The sequence below is a fragment of the Kitasatospora sp. NPDC087314 genome (assembly GCF_044744365.1).
GTDB lineage: Bacteria > Actinomycetota > Actinomycetes > Streptomycetales > Streptomycetaceae > Kitasatospora.
Genome location: NZ_JBIUYE010000010.1, coordinates 44,143 through 61,003, shown reverse-complemented (window position 1 = coordinate 61,003; position 16,861 = coordinate 44,143). Strand labels below are relative to the sequence as shown.

The window sequence follows — 16,861 nt, the reverse complement described above, 5'->3', positions numbered from 1 at the left end:
ACCATGCTCCTCACCCACAGACGTGCTCTCGGCGCCGCCGCATTCGCCGTGCTGCTCCCGCTGACGGCCTGTTCCTCGGACAAGATCGGGAGCGACGGTGCGTCCGCGTCCACCAATGCCCTGAAGAAGACCGGTGACCAGTCGAAGTTCTTCGTCCAGGAGGACTACGACGCCCAGCTCGCGATGCGTACCAAGACGCCGACCGGCCCGGCCGACAAGCCGTGGGAGCAGGCCATCGACCCGCAGCCGGTCGACACCTCGACGTACAGGAAGGCCGGCCCGTACCACCTGTGCTTCTCCAACGCCGCGACCAACAACCCGTGGCGGCAGGTCGGCTGGAAGTCCATGCAGGCCGAGGCCAAGAGCCACCCGGAGATCGCCGACCTCACCGTCCTGGACGCCGAGGGCAAGGACGACAAGCAGATCTCCGACATCGCGGAACTCCAGGCCAAGGGCTGCGACGCACTCATCGTCTCGCCCAACACGACCGCCACCCTCACCCCGGCCGTCAAGGCCGCCTGCGGGAAGGTACCGGTCATCGTCTTCGACCGGGGCGCCCAGACCGACTGCCCGGTCACCTTCATCAAGCCGATCGGCGGCTACGCCTTCGGTGCCGCCGGTGCCGAGTTCCTCACCCAGAAGGTCAAGCCCGGCGGGAAGGTCCTCGCCCTGCGCATCCTGCCCGGCGTGGACGTCCTGGAGACCCGCTGGTCGGCCGCGAAGGTCGCCTTCGACAAGAGCAAGCTGGACGTGGTCGGTGTGGAGTTCACCGACGGCGACGCCGCCAAGACCAAGAGCATCGTCTCGAACTACATCCAGCGCTACGGCAAGATCGACGGCGTCTGGATGGACGCCGGCGCCACCGCCGTCGCCGCCGTCGAGGCGTTCGAGGACGCCGGCCGGCCCGTCCCGCCGATCAACGGCGAGGACCAGCAGGACTTCCTGCAGAAGTGGAAGGACGCGAAGCTGACGGCGGTGGCCCCCACCTACCCGACCTACCAGTGGCGCACCCCGGTGATCGCCGCGCTGAAGATCCTCAACGGGGAGAGCGTGCCGAAGGTCTGGAACCTCCCGCAGCCGACCATCACCCAGGACAGCCTCGTCACCTACCTCAAGCCCGGCATGCCCCCGCTGCACTACGCCCTGTGCGGATGCGAGACGCTGCCCGGCTACCCGCAGGCCTGGGGTGGCAAGTAGATGCGCGAGATCGGTGTCAACACCTGGGTCTGGACCTCTCCGCTGACGGACGAGACGCTGGCCGAACTCGTCCCGCACGTCGCCACCTTGGGATTCGACGTGATCGAACTCCCGGTGGAGCAGCCGGGCCAGTGGGATGCCCACCGCGCCGCCGAGCTGCTCCGCACGTACGGGCTCGGTGCCTCGGTCGTACTCGTCATGCCCCCGGACCGGGAACTCGTCGCCGCCTCACCCGAGACCGTCCACGCCACCCAGGACTACCTGCGGCACTGCGTGGACGTCGCGGGCATCGTCGGCGCTCCGGCGATCAGCGGCCCCGCCTACGCGTCGGTCGGTCGGACCTGGCACCTGGACGCCGACCAACGCCATTCCGTCTACGCCGAGTTGCGGGAGAACCTGAAGCCCGTCGTGGACTACGCGGCCGAGCGCTCGGTGCGGATCGGCGTCGAACCGCTCAACCGCTACGAGACCAGCCTGATCAACACCGTCGATCAGGCACTGGAGGCCCTCCCCGAAGGATGCGGCCTCGCCCTCGACACCTACCACCTCAACATCGAAGAGAGGAGCCCGGCCCAGGCCGTCCGGGCGGCCGGTGAACGGCTCGTCCACCTCCAGGTCTGCGGCACCGACCGCGGCGCCCCGGGCGCCGACCACTTCGACTGGCGAGCCTTCACCGAAGCCGTCGACCTCGTCGGCTACGGCGGCCCGCTGGTCATCGAGTCCTTCACCCCCGACAACACGACGATCGCCACCGCGGCCTCCATCTGGCGTCCCCTGGCCCCCAGCCCGGACGCCCTCGCCGCGGACGGCCTGGAGTTCCTGCGCACCCTCTGAGCACTGACCAACCCCCACGTTCCTCCACCCACCACTGGAGAACCACAGTGCAACGATCGAGACTGAAGCGCGGCCTTGCCGCGCTCGGCGCGTCCGTCCTCGGAGTCGCGCTCCTGCAGATGCCGACCGCCCACGCGGCGGAGCCGGCGTTCAAGGTGCTGCTGTTCACCAAGACCGCCCCCGGCTCCTACCGGCACGACTCCATCGACGCCGGTGTCCGCATGTTCCAGCAGCTCGGCGCCGACAACAACTTCCAGGTCGACCGGAGCGAGGACGCCACCGTCTTCAACACGGCGAACCTCGACAACTACAGCGCAGTCGTCATGTTCCAGACCTCCGGCATGGTCTGGGACACCGACGACGAGCGCCAGGCCGTCCAGGACTACGTGCACAGCGGCCACGGCATCGTCGCGGTCCACAACACCACGGACATGAAGATCCAGGGGCAGTTCCCCTGGTGGGACCAGGCCCTGATGGGCGGCGCCCACATGACCGAGCACTCCGCCGGCGTCCTGAACGGCGCCGCCAAGGTCGCGGACAAGGTCCACCCGTCCACCAAGGGGCTGCCGGACCGCTGGACGCGCGCCGAGGAGTGGTACAACTTCGACAAGGACCAGCGCGGCGACGTGCACGTCCTGGTCACCGCGGACGAGACGACCTACGACGCCGGCCCCAAGAAGATGGGCCCCGACCACCCGATCTCCTGGTGCCGCAACGCCGAGGGCGGCAAAGTCTGGGCCACCGCCATGGGCCACGAGGCGTCCGCCTACTCCGAGCCACTGTTCAAGCAGCACCTGCTGGGCGGCATCAAGTGGGCCGCGGGCGCCGCGACCGGCGACTGCAGCGGCACCGTCACCAAGAACTTCCAGAAGGTCACCCTCGACGGTCATGCGGTCCAGCCGATGCAACTGGACGTCGCGCCGAACGGCGACGTCTTCTACGCCTCCCGCTCCGGCGAGCTGAACGTCATCCAGACCCGTGACGGCGTGCCGGAGACCCACCTCTCGGGCAAGCTGGACGTCTACGACGGCGGTGAGGCCGGCCTGGTCGGCGTGGCGCTCGACCCGGACTTCGCCACCAACCGGTGGATCTACCTCTACCACTCGCCGCACAGCCCCCAGGTGAACCGGCTCTCCCGCTTCACCGTCAACGCGGACGGCACGCTGGACCTCGGCAGCGAGAAGCAACTCCTCGACGTGCCGGTCGGCCGTGACAACGAGCCCGGCCACACCGGCGGCAACGTCGTCTTCGGCCCCGGCGGAAACCTGTACCTGTCGACCGGCGACGACACCAACCCGTTCGAGTCCGACCTCTACACCCCGATCGACGAGCGGCCGGGCCGGGAGAGGTTCGACGCGCAGCGCTCCGCCGCCAACACCAACGACCTGCGCGGCAAGATCCTGCGCATCCACCCCGAGGCCGACGGCAGCTACACGATTCCTTCGGGCAACCTGTTCGCGCCCGGCACCGCGAAGACCCGGCCCGAGATCTACGTGATGGGTCTGCGCAACGCGTTCCGATTCTCGGTGGACAAGGAGACCGGGTGGCTCTCGGTCGGCGAGTACGGGCCCGATGCGTGGGTGCCGGACCCGAACCGCGGTCCCGAGGGGCACGTCATGTGGGACCTGATCAAGGAGCCCGGCAACTACGGTTGGCCGTACTGCGCGGGCAACAACTACCCGTACAACAAGTACGACTTCGCCACCGGTACCTCGGGCCCGAAGTTCGACTGCGCGAAGCCGGTCAACAACTCGCCCAACAACACCGGGCTGACCGACCTGCCGCCGGCCAAGCCCGGGACGGTCTGGTACACCTACAACCCCTCCAAGGAGTTCCCGGAGATCGACAACGGGCAGGGCGCGGCCCCGATGGGCGGCCCGTTCTACCACTACGACCCGGCGAACCCCTCGGACCGCAAGTTCCCCGAGTACTACGACGAGACGCCGTTCTTCTACGAGTGGAGCCGCAACTTCGTCAAGGAGATGAAGCTCGACTCCGCCGGCGACCTCCTGAAGATCAACTCCTTCGCCGCGGACACCAAGCCGCACGGGATGATCGACATGAAGTTCGGCCCGGACGGCGCGATGTACATCGCCGAGTGGGGCAACGGATTCGGCCACAACAACGACGACGCGGGCATCTACCGGATCGACCACGTCTCCGGCAAGCGGGCACCGCAGGCGAAGGCGAGCGCCACCCCCGACTCCGGGCAGCCGCCGCTGGCCGTCGCGTTCTCCTCGGCGGGATCCGTCGACCCCGACGGCGAACCGCTCGGCTACCTGTGGGACTTCGGCGACGGCTCGACGTCCACCGACGCGAATCCCACGCACACGTACACCGCCAAGGGCACCTTCAAGGCCCGGCTGACGGTCACCAACGCGAGCGGTACGTCGGCCGCGGTCAGTGTGCCCGTCTCCGTCGGCGTGAGCCGTCCGACGGTCAGCTTCACCGACCCGCCGGACGGCGGCTTCTTCGCCTGGGGTGACAGCATCGGCTACACGGTCAAGGTGACCGACCCCGACGGAGGCCCCGTCGACTGCTCCAAGGTGAAGGTGTCCCCGGCGCTCGGCCACGACCACAGCCACACCCACGAGACCGCCCAGTACACCGGCTGCTCCGGAACGTTCACGACCAACCCGACCGGACACGGCGAGTTCGCCGACATCTATGTCGTCCTCACCGCCGACTACATCAGCTCGAACGGACTCTCCGGCACCACCAGCATCACGCTGCAGCCGAAACGCAAGCAGGCCGTGCACTACTCCGGCCACTCCGGTACCGAGATCGTTCCGGCGGCCGGGGCCGAGGGCGGCAGGGTCGTCGGCAAGATCAACAACGGCGACTGGATATCGTTCGAGCCGACGAACCTGACCGGGATCGACACCGTGTCCGCACGGGTGTCCTCGCCGGCCGACGGCTGCACGATTGAACTCCACGCCGATGAGCCGGGCGGGCGGCTCGTCTCCACGATCCCGGTCCCGGCGACCGGCGGGTGGGACAGCTTCGCGGCCACGGTGCCCGTCAAGGTTGCCGACCCCGGCGGCACCCACACCCTGTACGCGGTGTTCCGGACCACGGGGGCGTCCTCGTTCGACGTGAACTCCTTCACCTTCGGTGGTAAGGGCGTCGCCGTGGCCGGGCCACAGGCCGGCGGCACCCACGCCGTGACGAACGCGGGCAGTGGCAAGGCCGTCGACGTGAAGTACCGGTCCACGGCGGACGGCGCGCCGGTCATCCAGTACACGCCCAACGGCGGCACCAACCAGCAGTGGAAGCTGAACGACGCCGGGAACGGCGCGTTCACACTGGTGGCCGCGGTCACCGGAAAGTGCCTGGAGGTGCCGGCTGACAAGGCCGCGCTGGATGGTGCTCCGCTCCAGCAGTGGGGGTGCCGGGGCAGCGACAACCAGAAGTGGAAGGCGGAGTCCGTCGGCCCGGACGTCTACCGGCTGCTGTCGGCGGGCGGCAAGTGCCTGGACGTGCCAGGAAACTCCGGCGCGAACGAGGTCCAGCTAGACCAGTACGCCTGCAACGGCACCCCTGCCCAGCAGTGGAAGTTCGCCAAGCTCAGCTGACGAGACCCCCGGCGCCCACCGACCGTGGGCGCCGGGCCCTCTCCCGGATCCGCTCCCGAGGAGTCCGCATGTTCCGCCTCAGAACGCTCCTGCCCGCGCTGTGCCTGGGCGTCGCGCTCACCCTCACCGCCCCCTCGGGCTCGTCCGCGGCGGAAGCCGCCCGACCCGCCTTCAAGGTGCTCGTCTTCTCCAAGACCAGCGGCTGGCGGCACGACTCGATCCCCGTCGCCGTCCAGGCCCTCAAGGACCTGGGCGCGGCGAACGGTTTCACGGTCGACGCCACCGAGGACGACACCGTGTTCACCCCGGCGAACCTCGCCAACTACCAGGCCGTCGTCTTCGCCCTGACCACGGGTGACGTCCTCAATGCCACCGAGAAAGCCGCCTTCGAGGGCTACATTCGCGCCGGCGGCGGCTACGCGGGCATCCACTCGGCCTCCGACACCGAGTACACCTGGCCCTTCTACGGCCAGGTCGTCGGCGCCTACTTCAAGAGCCATCCCGAGCAGCAGCAGGCCCGGGTGGCCATCGAGGACCGGGCCAACCCCAGCACCGCCCACCTGCCCTCCACCTGGAGCAGATGGGACGAGTGGTACAACTTCCGCACGAACCCCAGGGGCTCCGTCCACGTCCTCGCCTCCCTCGACGAGTCCAGCTACGACCCGGGCTCCGACCGGATGGGCGATCACCCGATCACCTGGTGCGCGCAGGTCCAGGGCGGCCGGTCCTGGTACACCGGGATGGGCCACACCGACGAGTCCTACGCCGACCCTGCCTTCCGTGCCATGCTCCTCGGCGGGATCCGCCTGGCGGCGGGCGTCGACCAGGCCGACTGCAGTCCGACGGGGCCGGTGGGCGCCGGTACGTTCACGGTGACGAATGCGGCCAGCGGTGAGGCCGTTGACGCGACGTCCGCATCGGTGGAGGATGGCGCCGCGGTCGTCCAGAACGCGCCGAACGGCAGCGCCTCTCAGCGGTGGCAGCTGAGCGATGCCGGGAACGGCGCATTCACGCTGACGGCGGCCGGCGGCAAGTGCCTCGATGTGCCGGGTGACAAGGTCGTCACGGACGGCGCTCTTCTCCAGCAGTGGTCCTGCTGGGGTGGCGACAACCAGAGCTGGAGGGTGGAGCCCTCCGGCTCGGGCACGTACCGGCTCGTGTCGGTGGCCGGCGGCAAGTGCCTGGACGTGCCGGGCGCCACCACCGCGGACGGGGTCCAGCTGGACCAGGCCGCCTGCGACAACTCCACCGGCCAGCAGTGGAAGCTCACCCGGGTCCACTGACCTCGCCCAGCCCCCGGCGCCCGACCGCCCCCCGGCGGGCGCCGGGCCCACCCCTCCACGCACCCTCAGCACAGCGGAAGTGGATCCCCGATGACACGCCCGATCACCCTCTTCACCGGACAATGGACGGACCTCCCGTTCGAGGAGGTCTGCCGGCTCGCCGCCCGCTGGGGCTACGACGGCCTCGAAATCGCCTGCGGCGGTGACCACTTCGAGGTCGACCGCGCTCTCGCCGATCCCGCGTACGTGCGCGCCAAGTGGGACGTGCTCAAGCAGCACGGTCTCGGCGTCTGGGCGATCTCCAACCACCTGGTCGGCCAGGCCGTCTGCGACCACCCGATCGACGAGCGGCATCGTGCGATCCTGCCCGCGCGGCTGTGGGACGCCGACCCGGAACAGGTCCGCCGGAACGCCGCACGGGAGATGGCGGACACCGCCAGGGCCGCCGGGCTGCTCGGCGTCAACACGGTCGTCGGGTTCACCGGCTCCTCGATCTGGCACACCGTGGCGATGTTCCCGCCCGTCACCTTCGCCATGATGGACGCGGGCTACCGCGACTTCGCCGACCGATGGAACCCCATCCTCGACGTCTTCGAGGAACAGGGTGTCCGCTTCGCACTGGAGGTCCACCCCAGCGAGATCGCCTACGACTACTGGACCACCCACCGCGCCCTCGAAGCCATCGGGCACCGGCCCTCGTTCGGGCTGAACTGGGATCCGTCGCACATGATCTGGCAGGACCTCGATCCCGCCGGCTTCATCCTGGAGTTCGCCGAGCGGATCTACCACGTCGACTGCAAGGACACCCGGGTGCGCGTCGGCGACGGCCGCCGCGGCCGGCTCTCCTCGCACCTGCCCTGGGGCGACCCGCGCCGTGGCTGGGACTTCGTGACCACCGGCCGCGGCGACGTCCGCTGGGAGGACTGCTTCCGCGCGCTGAACACGATCGACTACGGCGGCCCGGTCTCCATCGAATGGGAGGACGCCGGCATGGACCGCCAGGACGGGGCCGCCGAAGCCGTCGCCTTCATCCGCCGCCTCACCGCCATCAGGCCTCCGGCCGCCGCCTTCGACGCCGTGTTCACCTCGACCGCCGGTATGGAGGGATGAGATGAAGTACACCCCTGGGCGGGGAGCCGGGCCGGTCGGCGTCTGGTTCATCGGGGCGCGGGGCTCGGTGGCCACGACCGCGATCGTCGGCGCCGCCGCCGTCGGCGCGGGCCTGGTGCCGCCGACCGGGATGGTGAGCGAACTCCCCGAGTTCGCCGGCGCAGGTCTGGCCCCGGTCGGCCGGCTGGTTTTCGGAGGCCACGACGTGGTCCCTACCCCCCTGCCCAAGCGGGCCGATCAGCTCGCCGACGGGGGAGTGTTCTCCCGGGCGCTGCTGAGCCCCGTGGCGCGCGTGCTCCGGATCGCCGACCAGGAAGTCCGGGTGGGGACCGCCCGGGTGTCGGGCGACGAGCCCCAGGCGACCGTAGCGGCCGCACTGGCCCAGGACATGGTGTCCTTCCGGGAACGGAACCGGCTCAGCCAGGTCGTGGTCGTCAACCTCTCCTCGACGGAACCACCGGTACCTCTTCGTCGCGCGTATCACAGTGCCGCAGCGCTGGAACAGGCCCTGGCCACCGTCCCCGACGTCCTGCCACCGAGCTCGCTGTACGCCTACGCGGCGCTGAAGGCCGACTGCGGCTACGTGGACTTCACCCCGTCCCCGGGCATCCGGATCCCGGCGCTGCGCCAGCTCGCCCACCGGCGGCGGCTGCCCTACGCGGGCAGCGACGGCAAGACGGGGGAGACCCTGGTGCGCGGCGCCCTCGGCCCGATGTTCGCCCACCGGGCGCTGCGGGTGCGGTCCTGGTCGGGCACGAACCTGCTGGGCGGGGGAGACGGCGCCACCCTGGCGGAACCGGAAGCGGCCGCCAGCAAGGACGCGTCCAAGCGCAGTGGTCTGACCGCCATGCTGGGAGACCGGATCGAGGGCCGGACCCACATCGACTACGTGCCCAGCATGGGTGAGCAGAAGACGGCCTGGGACCACATCGGCTTCGAGGGCTTCCTCGGCACCCCGATGACGATGCAGTTCACCTGGCAGGGTGTCGACTCGGCACTGGCCGCGCCGCTCGTCCTGGACCTGGCCCGGTTCCTCGCGCGAGCCCGGGAACTGGGCTCCACCGGACCGCAGGAACAGCTCGCCTTCTTCTTCAAGGACCCCGTCAGGGCCGAGAGGACGGACGGCGACCACCGGCTCGTCACACAGTTCGAGACGCTGTGCGCCTGGTACCGGGGCGGCCGGTCGTGACCGGCCTGCGCGTGCTGGCGGAGCTGGTCCGGGCCCCGGCGGCGCTGACCGTCCTGGGCGACACCCTCACGGGCGGCGCCGCCGCGGGCCGGAACCACGGCCTGCGGACGGTGCGACTCGCGGCGGCGTCCACGTGCCTCTACTGGGCCGGCATGGCGCTGAACGACTACGCCGACCGCCACGTCGACGCCGGGGAACGGCCCGACCGCCCAGTCCCGTCCGGCCGGATCGGCGCCCGGACCGCGCTCGCCACCGCCTCCGTCCTCACCGGGGCGGGCCTGGCTCTGGCCGCCGACCGCAGCACCCTGCCGATCGCCGTGCCCCTCGCGGCCACCGTCTGGGCCTACGACCTGCATCTGAAGAACACCCCCTTCGGACCGGCCGCGATGGCCACGGCCCGGGGGCTCGACGTGCTCATGGGGGCGGGGACGGCGCGCTGGCGGCACGCCGTCCCCCCGGCGGCCGTCATCGCCGGCCACACGTACGCGGTCACGATGGTGAGCCGCCGGGAGGCGTACGGTGCGACCGCCTCCCTCCCCGCCGGGGCGCTGGCCGCCACCACGGCCCTGGGCCTGGGCGCCGCCGGTCTGTGCTCGCCCGGCGCGGCCCCCGCACACCGGGCGACGTCCACGGTCCTGCTCGGCGGCTATCTGCTGGCGGCCGGTGCCTCGCAGCTGGCCGCCACCGTCCGCCCCGACGCCGCGCACCTGAGGCGGGCGGTCGGTGCCGGGATCCACGCCATGATCCCGCTGCAGGCGGCACTGATCGCGCGCACCGGATCCGTGCGCGCCGCACTCTCGCTGCTGGCCGCCTACCCGTTGGCCAGAGGCCTGTCCAGGAAGGTCTCCCCGACATGACCGTGCTGCGGTTCGGCTACGGCACCAACGGTCTGGCCGACCACCGGCTGGACGAGGCGTTGGAGCTGGTCGCGGGTCTGGGCTACACGGGAGTCGCCCTCACCCTGGACCACGGCCACCTCGACCCGTACGGGCCCGACCTGGACCGGCAGCTGAAGCGCGTCCGGAGGAGGGCCACGGCGCTCGGGCTGGGCGTCGTGGTGGAGACCGGAGCCCGTTTCCTGCTCGACCCCTGGCGCAAGCACACGCCCACCCTGCTGGACGCGGATCCGGCCGGCCGGACCCGGAGGCTGGACCTGCTGCAGCGGGGCCTGCGAATCGCGGCCGAGCTGGAAGCCGAGGCGCTCTCCTTCTGGAGCGGCACCCCGGAAGCCGGGATGAGCCACGAGCACGCCTACCAGTTCCTCCTCGACGGCTGCGCGACCCTGGTGGAGGGCGCGTGGGACCTCGGAGTCCGGCTGGGCTTCGAGCCCGAGCCCGGAATGCTGGTGTCCGACCTGGCCGGATACGAGCGTCTCCGCGGAGCCCTCGACTGCCCCGAGGTCTTCGGCCTCACCCTCGACATCGGACACTGCCAGTGCCTGGAACCCCTCACACCGGCCGAGTGTGTGCGACGGGCGGCCCCATGGCTCGTCAACGTCCAGATCGAGGACATGCGCCGGGGCGTCCACGAACACCTGGAGTTCGGCGACGGAGAGATCGACTTCCCACCCGTGCTGGCCGCCCTGTCCGAGGTCGGCTACCGCGGGCTCGTCGCCGTCGAGCTGCCGCGGCACGGGCACAGCGGCCCACGGACCGCCCTGCGCTCGCTGACCGCCCTGCGCGCCGCGTCCGCGGACCCGTGGACCGTCGACGCGATCCAGCAGGTGCGCTCCGACCCCGCCGCGCTGGCCAAGCTGTTCCCGATCGCCGCGCGCAGCACCGGCGGAGAGCAGGGCGAGGCGGTCCGCAGTCAGCTGGTGCTGGCACGCCCGACGGCAGGCGCCGAACTGGCGACGACCCTCGACGAGCTGTACCGGGACGGGGACACCACCGAACGCCTTGCGGTCCTGCGCACCCTCCCGCTGCTCGACCAGACCGGCCGCATCGGCCCGGACGCGCTCCCGCTGACCGCCGACGCGCTGCGCACCAACGACGTCCGCCTCGTCACGGCGGCCATGGGCCCGTACGCCGCTCGGTACCTCGACCAGAGCGCATGGCGCCAGGGCGTGCTCAAGTGCGTCTTCATGGGCATCCCCCTCGACACCGTGGCGGGACTCGCTCGCCGAACCGACCCCGAACTCCTCCGCATGTTCCGGGCCTTCGCCGCCGAACGCGCCGCAGCCGGTCGGCCCGTCCCCCACGACCTGCGGACGCTGCTCGACCTCCACCCCACGGGAGAACGCCATGCACATCTTTGACCCCCACATCCACATGACCTCGCGCACCACCGACGACTACCGTGCGATGCGGGCCGCCGGCGTCCGCGCGCTCGTCGAACCCTCCTTCTGGCTCGGCCAGCCGCGCACCTCGCCCGCCAGCTTCCGCGACTACTTTGACGCCCTGGTCGGCTGGGAGCCCTACCGCGCCGCCCAGTACGGCATCCAGCACTTCTGCACCATCGCGCTCAACCCCAAGGAGGCCAACGACCCTCGCTGCACACCGGTCCTCGACGATCTGCCCCGCTATCTGCTCAAGGACCGCGTCGTCGCCGTCGGCGAGATCGGCCTCGACTCGATGACCGACGCCGAGGAACACGCCTTCACCACGCAGCTCGCCCTCGCCCGCGAGCACGCCCTTCCCGCCCTGGTCCACACCCCTCACCGGGACAAGGCCGTCGGCACCGTCCGCACGCTCGAACTCGTCCGCGCCGACGGCATCGAACCCACCATGGTGGCCATCGACCACCTCAACGAAGTCACCGCACCGCTGGTCGCCGACTCCGGCTGCTGGATGGGCTTCTCCATCTATCCCGACACCAAGATGGACCCGGACCGCATGGTGCGCATCCTCCAAGAACACGGCACCGACCGCATCCTGGTCAACTCGGCCGCCGACTGGGGCCACAGCGACCCGCTGCTCACCCGTGCCACCGCGAACGCCATGCTTGCGGCCGGCTTCGTCGAGGACGACGTCGAACGAGTGCTGTGGCGCAACCCGGTCGAGTTCTACGGACAGAGCGGCCGCCTCGACCTCGACCTCGACCCCGATCGGCCGGCGGACGACGAGGTCTTCGCCGGGAACTCCGTGCGCAGGGGCGGCAGCTGATGCGACTGCACCACCGGAGCGGCGACATCGTGCACCTCGGCTACTGCACCAACGTCCACCCGGCCGAGGACCTGGAAGGCATCCTCGGACAGCTCGACACCTTCGCCGTCCCGGTGCGCGAGCGCCTCGGAGCGCCCACCCTCGGCATCGGGCTCTGGCTCGCCCACCGCGTGGCCTCCGAGCTTGCCTCCGACCCGCGCGCCGTCCGGCGGCTGCGCGCCGAACTCTCCGCCCGCGGGCTGGAAGTCGTGACGCTCAACGGGTTCCCCTACCAGGGGTTCCACCAACCGGTGGTCAAGCACGCGGTGTACCGACCCGACTGGTCCTCGCCCCACCGCCTGCACTACACCTGGGACCTGGCCCGGGTACTGGCGCTGCTCCTGCCGGACGATGTGGTCGAGGGCACCATCTCGACCCTCCCGTTCGGCTGGAGCGACGGTTGGACCCCGGAGCACCACGCCCTGGCGCACCGCCACCTCGACCTCCTCGGCCAGGAGCTCACCGACATCTTCCTGGAGACCGGACGCACCATCCGGATCGCCTTCGAGCCGGAACCCGGATGCCTGATCGAGACGACCGGCCAGGCCGTCCACCACCTCTCCTGCTTCGACCCGGACTACTTCGGCCTCTGCCTCGACATCTGCCACCTGGCGGTCGCCTTCGAGGACCCGGAGACGGCCGTGGCCGAGCTGGACCGGGCAGGCATCGGCGTGCTGAAGGCACAGGTCTCCTGCGCCCTCCACGCGGGCACACCGACCGACCCCGCCACCCGCAGTGCCCTGGCGGCGTTCGACGAGCCGAGGTTCCTGCACCAGACCCGGCAGGCCGGCCGGGCGGGGGCCGGGGCGGACGACCTGTCGGACGCGCTCGCCGGGGCCACGGCACTGAGCGGCGAGCGTCCGTGGCGCACGCACTTCCACATCCCGGTGCACGCGGACCCCGCACCCCCGCTGGCCACCACCCGCCCGGTGCTCCAGCGGGCGCTCGCAGCCATGCTCGCCGGCGAGCGGGCCCGGACCCGTCACCTCGACGTCGAGACCTACACCTGGTCCGTGCTCCCCGAACCCCCGCGGACCAGTGCCGATCTCGTCGAAGGGATCGCCGCCGAACTCGACTGGACCCGCCGGGAACTGGCCCGGCTCGGTCTGACCGCATCCCCGTCGATGCAGAGCAGGAGGACGTGATGAGCGTCGTGGTCCTGGACGTCGTCGGGCTCACCCCGCGCGCGCTCGCCGACATGCCGCGTCTGCGGGCCGTCGCCGAGAGCGGATTCAGCGCGGAGCTGGACACCGTGCTGCCGGCGGTCACGTGTTCGGTCCAGTCCACCTTCCTGACCGGGGAGCTGCCCGCCGGGCACGGCATCGTCGGTAACGGCTGGTACGACCGTGACATGGGCGAGATCGCGTTCTGGCGACAACACAACCGGCTCGTCCAGGGGGAGAAGGTCTGGCAGGCGGCCCGGCGCACCAACCCCGGCCTGAAGGTGGCCAACATCTGCTGGTGGTACGCCATGGGTGCCGACGTGGACATCACCGTCACCCCACGACCGGTCTACCACTACGACGGCCGCAAGTCCCCGGACTGCTACACCGTTCCGGCGTCGCTGCGCGAGACGCTCACCGCTGAACTCGGCCGCTTCCCGCTGTTCGACTACTGGGGGCCCAAGGCCGGCATCGCCTCGTCCCGATGGATCATCGAGGCCGCCCGGCGGATCATCGACCGGGACGACCCGGATCTGACGCTCGTCTACGTGCCCCACTTCGACTACGACCTCCAGCGCCACGGCCCGAACTCGCCGCAGGCCCGGACCGCTGCGCGTGAACTCGACGCCCTCCTCGGCCCGTTCCTCGAACGGCTCCGCGCCCGAGGAGCCACGGTCGTCGCGCTCAGCGAGTACGGCATCACCGAGGTACGGCGCCCCGTCGACGTCAACCGGGTGCTACGCCGGGAGGGCCTGCTGAACGTCCACACCCAGCAGGGCATGGAGTACCTCGACCCGTGGACGTCCCGCGCCTTCGCCACGCCCGACCACCAGGTGGCGCACGTGTACGTGGCCGATCCCGCCGATCTGGAGCGGGTGCGAGGGCTGCTGCTGAAGACCGACGGCGTGGACCAGGTCCTGGACCGGGGCGGCCAAGCGGAGTTCGGCCTCGACCACGCCCGCGGCGGTGAACTCCTCGCGATCGCCTCCGCCGACAGCTGGTTCACCTACTACTACTGGCTGGACGACGACCGCGCCCCGGACTTCGCTCACGGCGTGGAGATCCACCGCAAGCCGGGTTACGACCCGGCCGAGCTCTTCTTCGACCCCGGCGATCCCCTGGTCATGGCGCGCGCCGCGATGTCGCTGGCCAAGCTGCGGCTCGGCATCCGCAGTACCATATCGGTGGTGCCCATCGACCCGTCCTGCGTCCGCGGTAGCCACGGCCGCCTCCCGGACGACCCGCAGGACGCCCCAGTCCTGCTGTGCTCCAACCGCGAGCACGCCCGCGACCGCTTCCACGCCACCGACGTGAAGCAGTTCCTGCTCTCGTGCCTGGCGGTCGACCACTGAGGACCCGCGCAGGCGCAGCCGAGCAGCGCGCCCGTCTTGGCCTCGGCCATGGCCAGGCACGCTTCCGGGCTCGCCTCCTCCAGGCTCTCGAACGCGAGGTCGGCGTGCTGGCCTTCGCACAGCTCGGCGACGCACGCGGCTCTTCTCACCCGGGCCAGGCTCGCCGAGAAGCATCTGCGCCTCGGTCATCTGGCCGCGGCCGTCCACCGCTGGGCGATCTTCCTGGACGGCGCCCCGGATCGGGAAGCCAGGCGCATCGGCTTGGCGCTCCGGTCCATGCTCCAGCACCTCCGCCCCCACCGGCGCTACGGCCCCGCGGCTGCCCTGCAACTCCCGGGAAGGGAAGGCCCGGTGTGTGCCGTGGGCTCGTTGTGCGGAACGAGCGGCATACACCGGGCCGGTTGGTGGGTCAGGCCATCCGCCGTCGGATGCCGACCAGGGAGGAGCCGCGTCTGACACGCTCTCTCCGCAGATGGGTGCTGCGGGTTACCGCGGCGCCGCCCCGCTACTTCGTAACGAAGATTAACTATCGCTGGGCGTGAGGGCAACCACTTTCTCTGCGTGATCAAGATGCCCCGATCGTGACCCGTGTCGCGAACGTGGCGGAACGGAGGTGGAAGACGAGGTGGCGGGGTCGCGGGCAGGGACGGTTCATCAGATCCTCAGGATTCCCGTGGCACTGTGAGTGACTGGCCGGGGTGCGGTGGCAAGCCCCTGGCGACATCCAAGGGCAAGGAGCGGCGCGTGCCATCGCCTGTAGTGCTGGGCTTCGACATCAGCGGGACCCGGATCGCTGTCGCCGCAACCGACACGGGCGGCGTCAGGCTCGGGTCGGACATCGTGCCGACGCACACTGAGCGGAGCCCCGCAAGCTGCCTGGCCCGGGCCGTGGGGGCCACGAGGGTCCTCCTGGAGCGGGTGGCGCCGGGCAGAGCGACGATCGGCGTCGGAGTCTCGATGCTCGGCGTCCCGGGGGATCGCGGGGGCATGCTCTCACCGACCGATCAAGGCTGGAGCGGCTCGGCCGTGGGCCGCGAGCTCACGTCTGCGTTCGGGGGCGCCCGGGTCCGGGTCGCCACCGACGTCATGGCCGCCGCCCGGGTCGAGGCCGAGTACGGTTCCCTGGCCGGCGCCGACCCGGCGATCTACCTGAACCTGGGCACCGGCCTGGCCGTCGCCATCGTGGTCGGTGGCGAGGTCATCATCGGCCGCAACAACACCGCCGGTGGGATCGGCCACAACCTGCGCCACATCGCCGATGTCGGGCAGCCGGCCGACGACCGGATCCTGCTCGAGGAGGTCGTCAGCGGCGAGGCACTCCTGAAACACGCCCTCACGGTGGTTCCAGGCCTGGACAGCGCGCCTCACGTCCTCACCGACGCTGCCCGAAACCCACAATTGGCCGTTCTTCTGGAGGAGTTCACCGCCGAGCTGGCTTTCCACCTCACGAACCTGGCCATTGCGGTCGACCCGGAGCGCATCGCCGTCGGCGGCAGCATGGCGCGGGCCTGGGACGTCCTGTACCCGCCGCTGAACAGGGCTCTCGTTGCCGCCGTGCCCCACCCGCCGGACCTCGTCCCGGCCGACTTCCCCCTCAACACACCATTCCTGGGTGCCCTGGCGCTCGGGCAGGCGGCGGCGCGCGACGCGCTGGCGGATGCCGCACACGCGTGAGGCGGCATCGCGCCGATCGCAGACCGCGGGGACGCAGCACCGGCCCAGGGGGACAAGCCGTGCGGGCGTGGCGTCGACAACGGAGCCACCTCGGGCGTCCAGGCACTGGCCCAGCGCGCGCACGGTGGTGTCGTCCGGCAGCGTCCCCGGACGGAGGCCGCCGTAACGGCGCTCTCCACTCGTGCGCAGTCCGGCACTGCCGGTGCCGATCGCGGCGAACGGAGCGGTGGGCACGGTGGCGCCGTCGACCCGCCGCACCGAGTTCGGTGCGGCGGTCACCGCCATCCCGTCCGACACGACGTTCCCCGGCAGTGTGGCGTTCGCCCCGTCGAGGGTCGCGC

At 70.9% G+C, this 16,861-nt stretch carries 12 protein-coding genes and 1 pseudogene; all 13 read left to right on the top strand.

What is annotated here, in order from left to right:
* Positions 1 to 3 precede the first annotated feature (3 nt).
* The 13 genes and pseudogenes from ACIO5E_RS22300 (at position 4) to ACIO5E_RS22240 (ending at position 16,520) form a co-directional block, all read left to right on the top strand.
* Positions 4 to 1,197, top strand: coding sequence for a substrate-binding domain-containing protein (locus tag ACIO5E_RS22300; RefSeq protein WP_400670468.1), 1,194 nt, complete (start codon positions 4 to 6; stop codon positions 1,195 to 1,197).
* Entirely contained in the window at positions 1,198 to 2,031 is an 834-nt protein-coding gene (locus ACIO5E_RS22295) for a sugar phosphate isomerase/epimerase family protein (protein ID WP_400670467.1), read from the top strand. It abuts the gene before it with no gap.
* Between the two features lie 119 nt (positions 2,032 to 2,150).
* Positions 2,151 to 5,606, top strand: coding sequence for a ThuA domain-containing protein (locus tag ACIO5E_RS22290; RefSeq protein WP_400671043.1), 3,456 nt, complete (start codon positions 2,151 to 2,153; stop codon positions 5,604 to 5,606).
* Between the two features lie 68 nt (positions 5,607 to 5,674).
* Positions 5,675 to 6,889: a ThuA domain-containing protein gene (locus tag ACIO5E_RS22285; RefSeq protein ID WP_400670465.1), complete on the top strand. Its 1,215-nt coding sequence runs from the start codon at positions 5,675 to 5,677 to the stop codon at positions 6,887 to 6,889.
* Between the two features lie 90 nt (positions 6,890 to 6,979).
* Positions 6,980 to 7,999 (top strand): sugar phosphate isomerase/epimerase family protein, encoded by a 1,020-nt coding sequence (locus ACIO5E_RS22280; RefSeq protein ID WP_400670463.1) that lies wholly within the window; start codon positions 6,980 to 6,982, stop codon positions 7,997 to 7,999.
* 1 nt (position 8,000) lies between these two features.
* Complete coding sequence (locus ACIO5E_RS22275) at positions 8,001 to 9,188, top strand: inositol-3-phosphate synthase (RefSeq protein WP_400670461.1); 1,188 nt, start codon at positions 8,001 to 8,003, stop codon at positions 9,186 to 9,188.
* Entirely contained in the window at positions 9,185 to 10,045 is an 861-nt protein-coding gene (locus ACIO5E_RS22270; RefSeq protein ID WP_400670459.1) for an SCO3242 family prenyltransferase, read from the top strand. Before ACIO5E_RS22275 ends, ACIO5E_RS22270 begins: the two co-directional genes overlap by 4 nt.
* Positions 10,042 to 10,881 (top strand): annotated as a pseudogene (locus tag ACIO5E_RS22265) (sugar phosphate isomerase/epimerase family protein); the annotation flags it as partial. The gene ACIO5E_RS22270 and the pseudogene ACIO5E_RS22265, both read left to right, overlap by 4 nt.
* 30 nt (positions 10,882 to 10,911) lie before the next feature.
* The gene (locus ACIO5E_RS22260) at positions 10,912 to 11,445 is read left to right on the top strand and encodes an EboA domain-containing protein (RefSeq protein WP_400671040.1); all 534 of its coding nucleotides are present in this window, start codon (positions 10,912 to 10,914) and stop codon (positions 11,443 to 11,445) included.
* Positions 11,432 to 12,292 carry a TatD family hydrolase gene (locus ACIO5E_RS22255; protein ID WP_400670457.1) on the top strand — a complete coding sequence of 287 codons (861 nt, stop codon included), beginning with the start codon at positions 11,432 to 11,434 and terminating at the stop codon, positions 12,290 to 12,292. Before ACIO5E_RS22260 ends, ACIO5E_RS22255 begins: the two co-directional genes overlap by 14 nt.
* Positions 12,292 to 13,476 (top strand): metabolite traffic protein EboE, encoded by a 1,185-nt coding sequence (gene eboE / locus ACIO5E_RS22250; RefSeq protein ID WP_400670455.1) that lies wholly within the window; start codon positions 12,292 to 12,294, stop codon positions 13,474 to 13,476. Before ACIO5E_RS22255 ends, eboE begins: the two co-directional genes overlap by 1 nt.
* A complete protein-coding gene (locus ACIO5E_RS22245; protein WP_400670453.1) occupies positions 13,476 to 14,846 on the top strand; it encodes an alkaline phosphatase family protein in 1,371 nt (456 codons plus the stop codon). The genes eboE and ACIO5E_RS22245 overlap by 1 nt, the downstream gene beginning before the upstream one ends.
* Before the next feature lie 588 nt (positions 14,847 to 15,434).
* Positions 15,435 to 16,520, top strand: coding sequence for an ROK family protein (locus tag ACIO5E_RS22240; protein ID WP_400670451.1), 1,086 nt, complete (start codon positions 15,435 to 15,437; stop codon positions 16,518 to 16,520).
* The last annotated feature ends 341 nt before the right edge of the window (positions 16,521 to 16,861 follow it).

Excerpts from the sequence above, each read along its gene's own strand:
- ACIO5E_RS22300 (WP_400670468.1), top strand. The coding sequence starts at position 4 with ATGCTCCTCACCCACAGACGTGCTCTCGGCGCCGCCGCATTCGCCGTG.
- ACIO5E_RS22295 (WP_400670467.1), top strand. The coding sequence starts at position 1,198 with ATGCGCGAGATCGGTGTCAACACCTGGGTCTGGACCTCTCCGCTGACG.
- ACIO5E_RS22290 (WP_400671043.1), top strand. The coding sequence starts at position 2,151 with ATGCCGACCGCCCACGCGGCGGAGCCGGCGTTCAAGGTGCTGCTGTTC.
- ACIO5E_RS22285 (WP_400670465.1), top strand. The coding sequence starts at position 5,675 with ATGTTCCGCCTCAGAACGCTCCTGCCCGCGCTGTGCCTGGGCGTCGCG.
- ACIO5E_RS22280 (WP_400670463.1), top strand. The coding sequence starts at position 6,980 with ATGACACGCCCGATCACCCTCTTCACCGGACAATGGACGGACCTCCCG.
- ACIO5E_RS22275 (WP_400670461.1), top strand. The coding sequence starts at position 8,001 with ATGAAGTACACCCCTGGGCGGGGAGCCGGGCCGGTCGGCGTCTGGTTC.
- ACIO5E_RS22255 (WP_400670457.1), top strand. The coding sequence starts at position 11,432 with ATGCACATCTTTGACCCCCACATCCACATGACCTCGCGCACCACCGAC.
- eboE (WP_400670455.1), top strand. The coding sequence starts at position 12,292 with ATGCGACTGCACCACCGGAGCGGCGACATCGTGCACCTCGGCTACTGC.
- ACIO5E_RS22245 (WP_400670453.1), top strand. The coding sequence starts at position 13,476 with ATGAGCGTCGTGGTCCTGGACGTCGTCGGGCTCACCCCGCGCGCGCTC.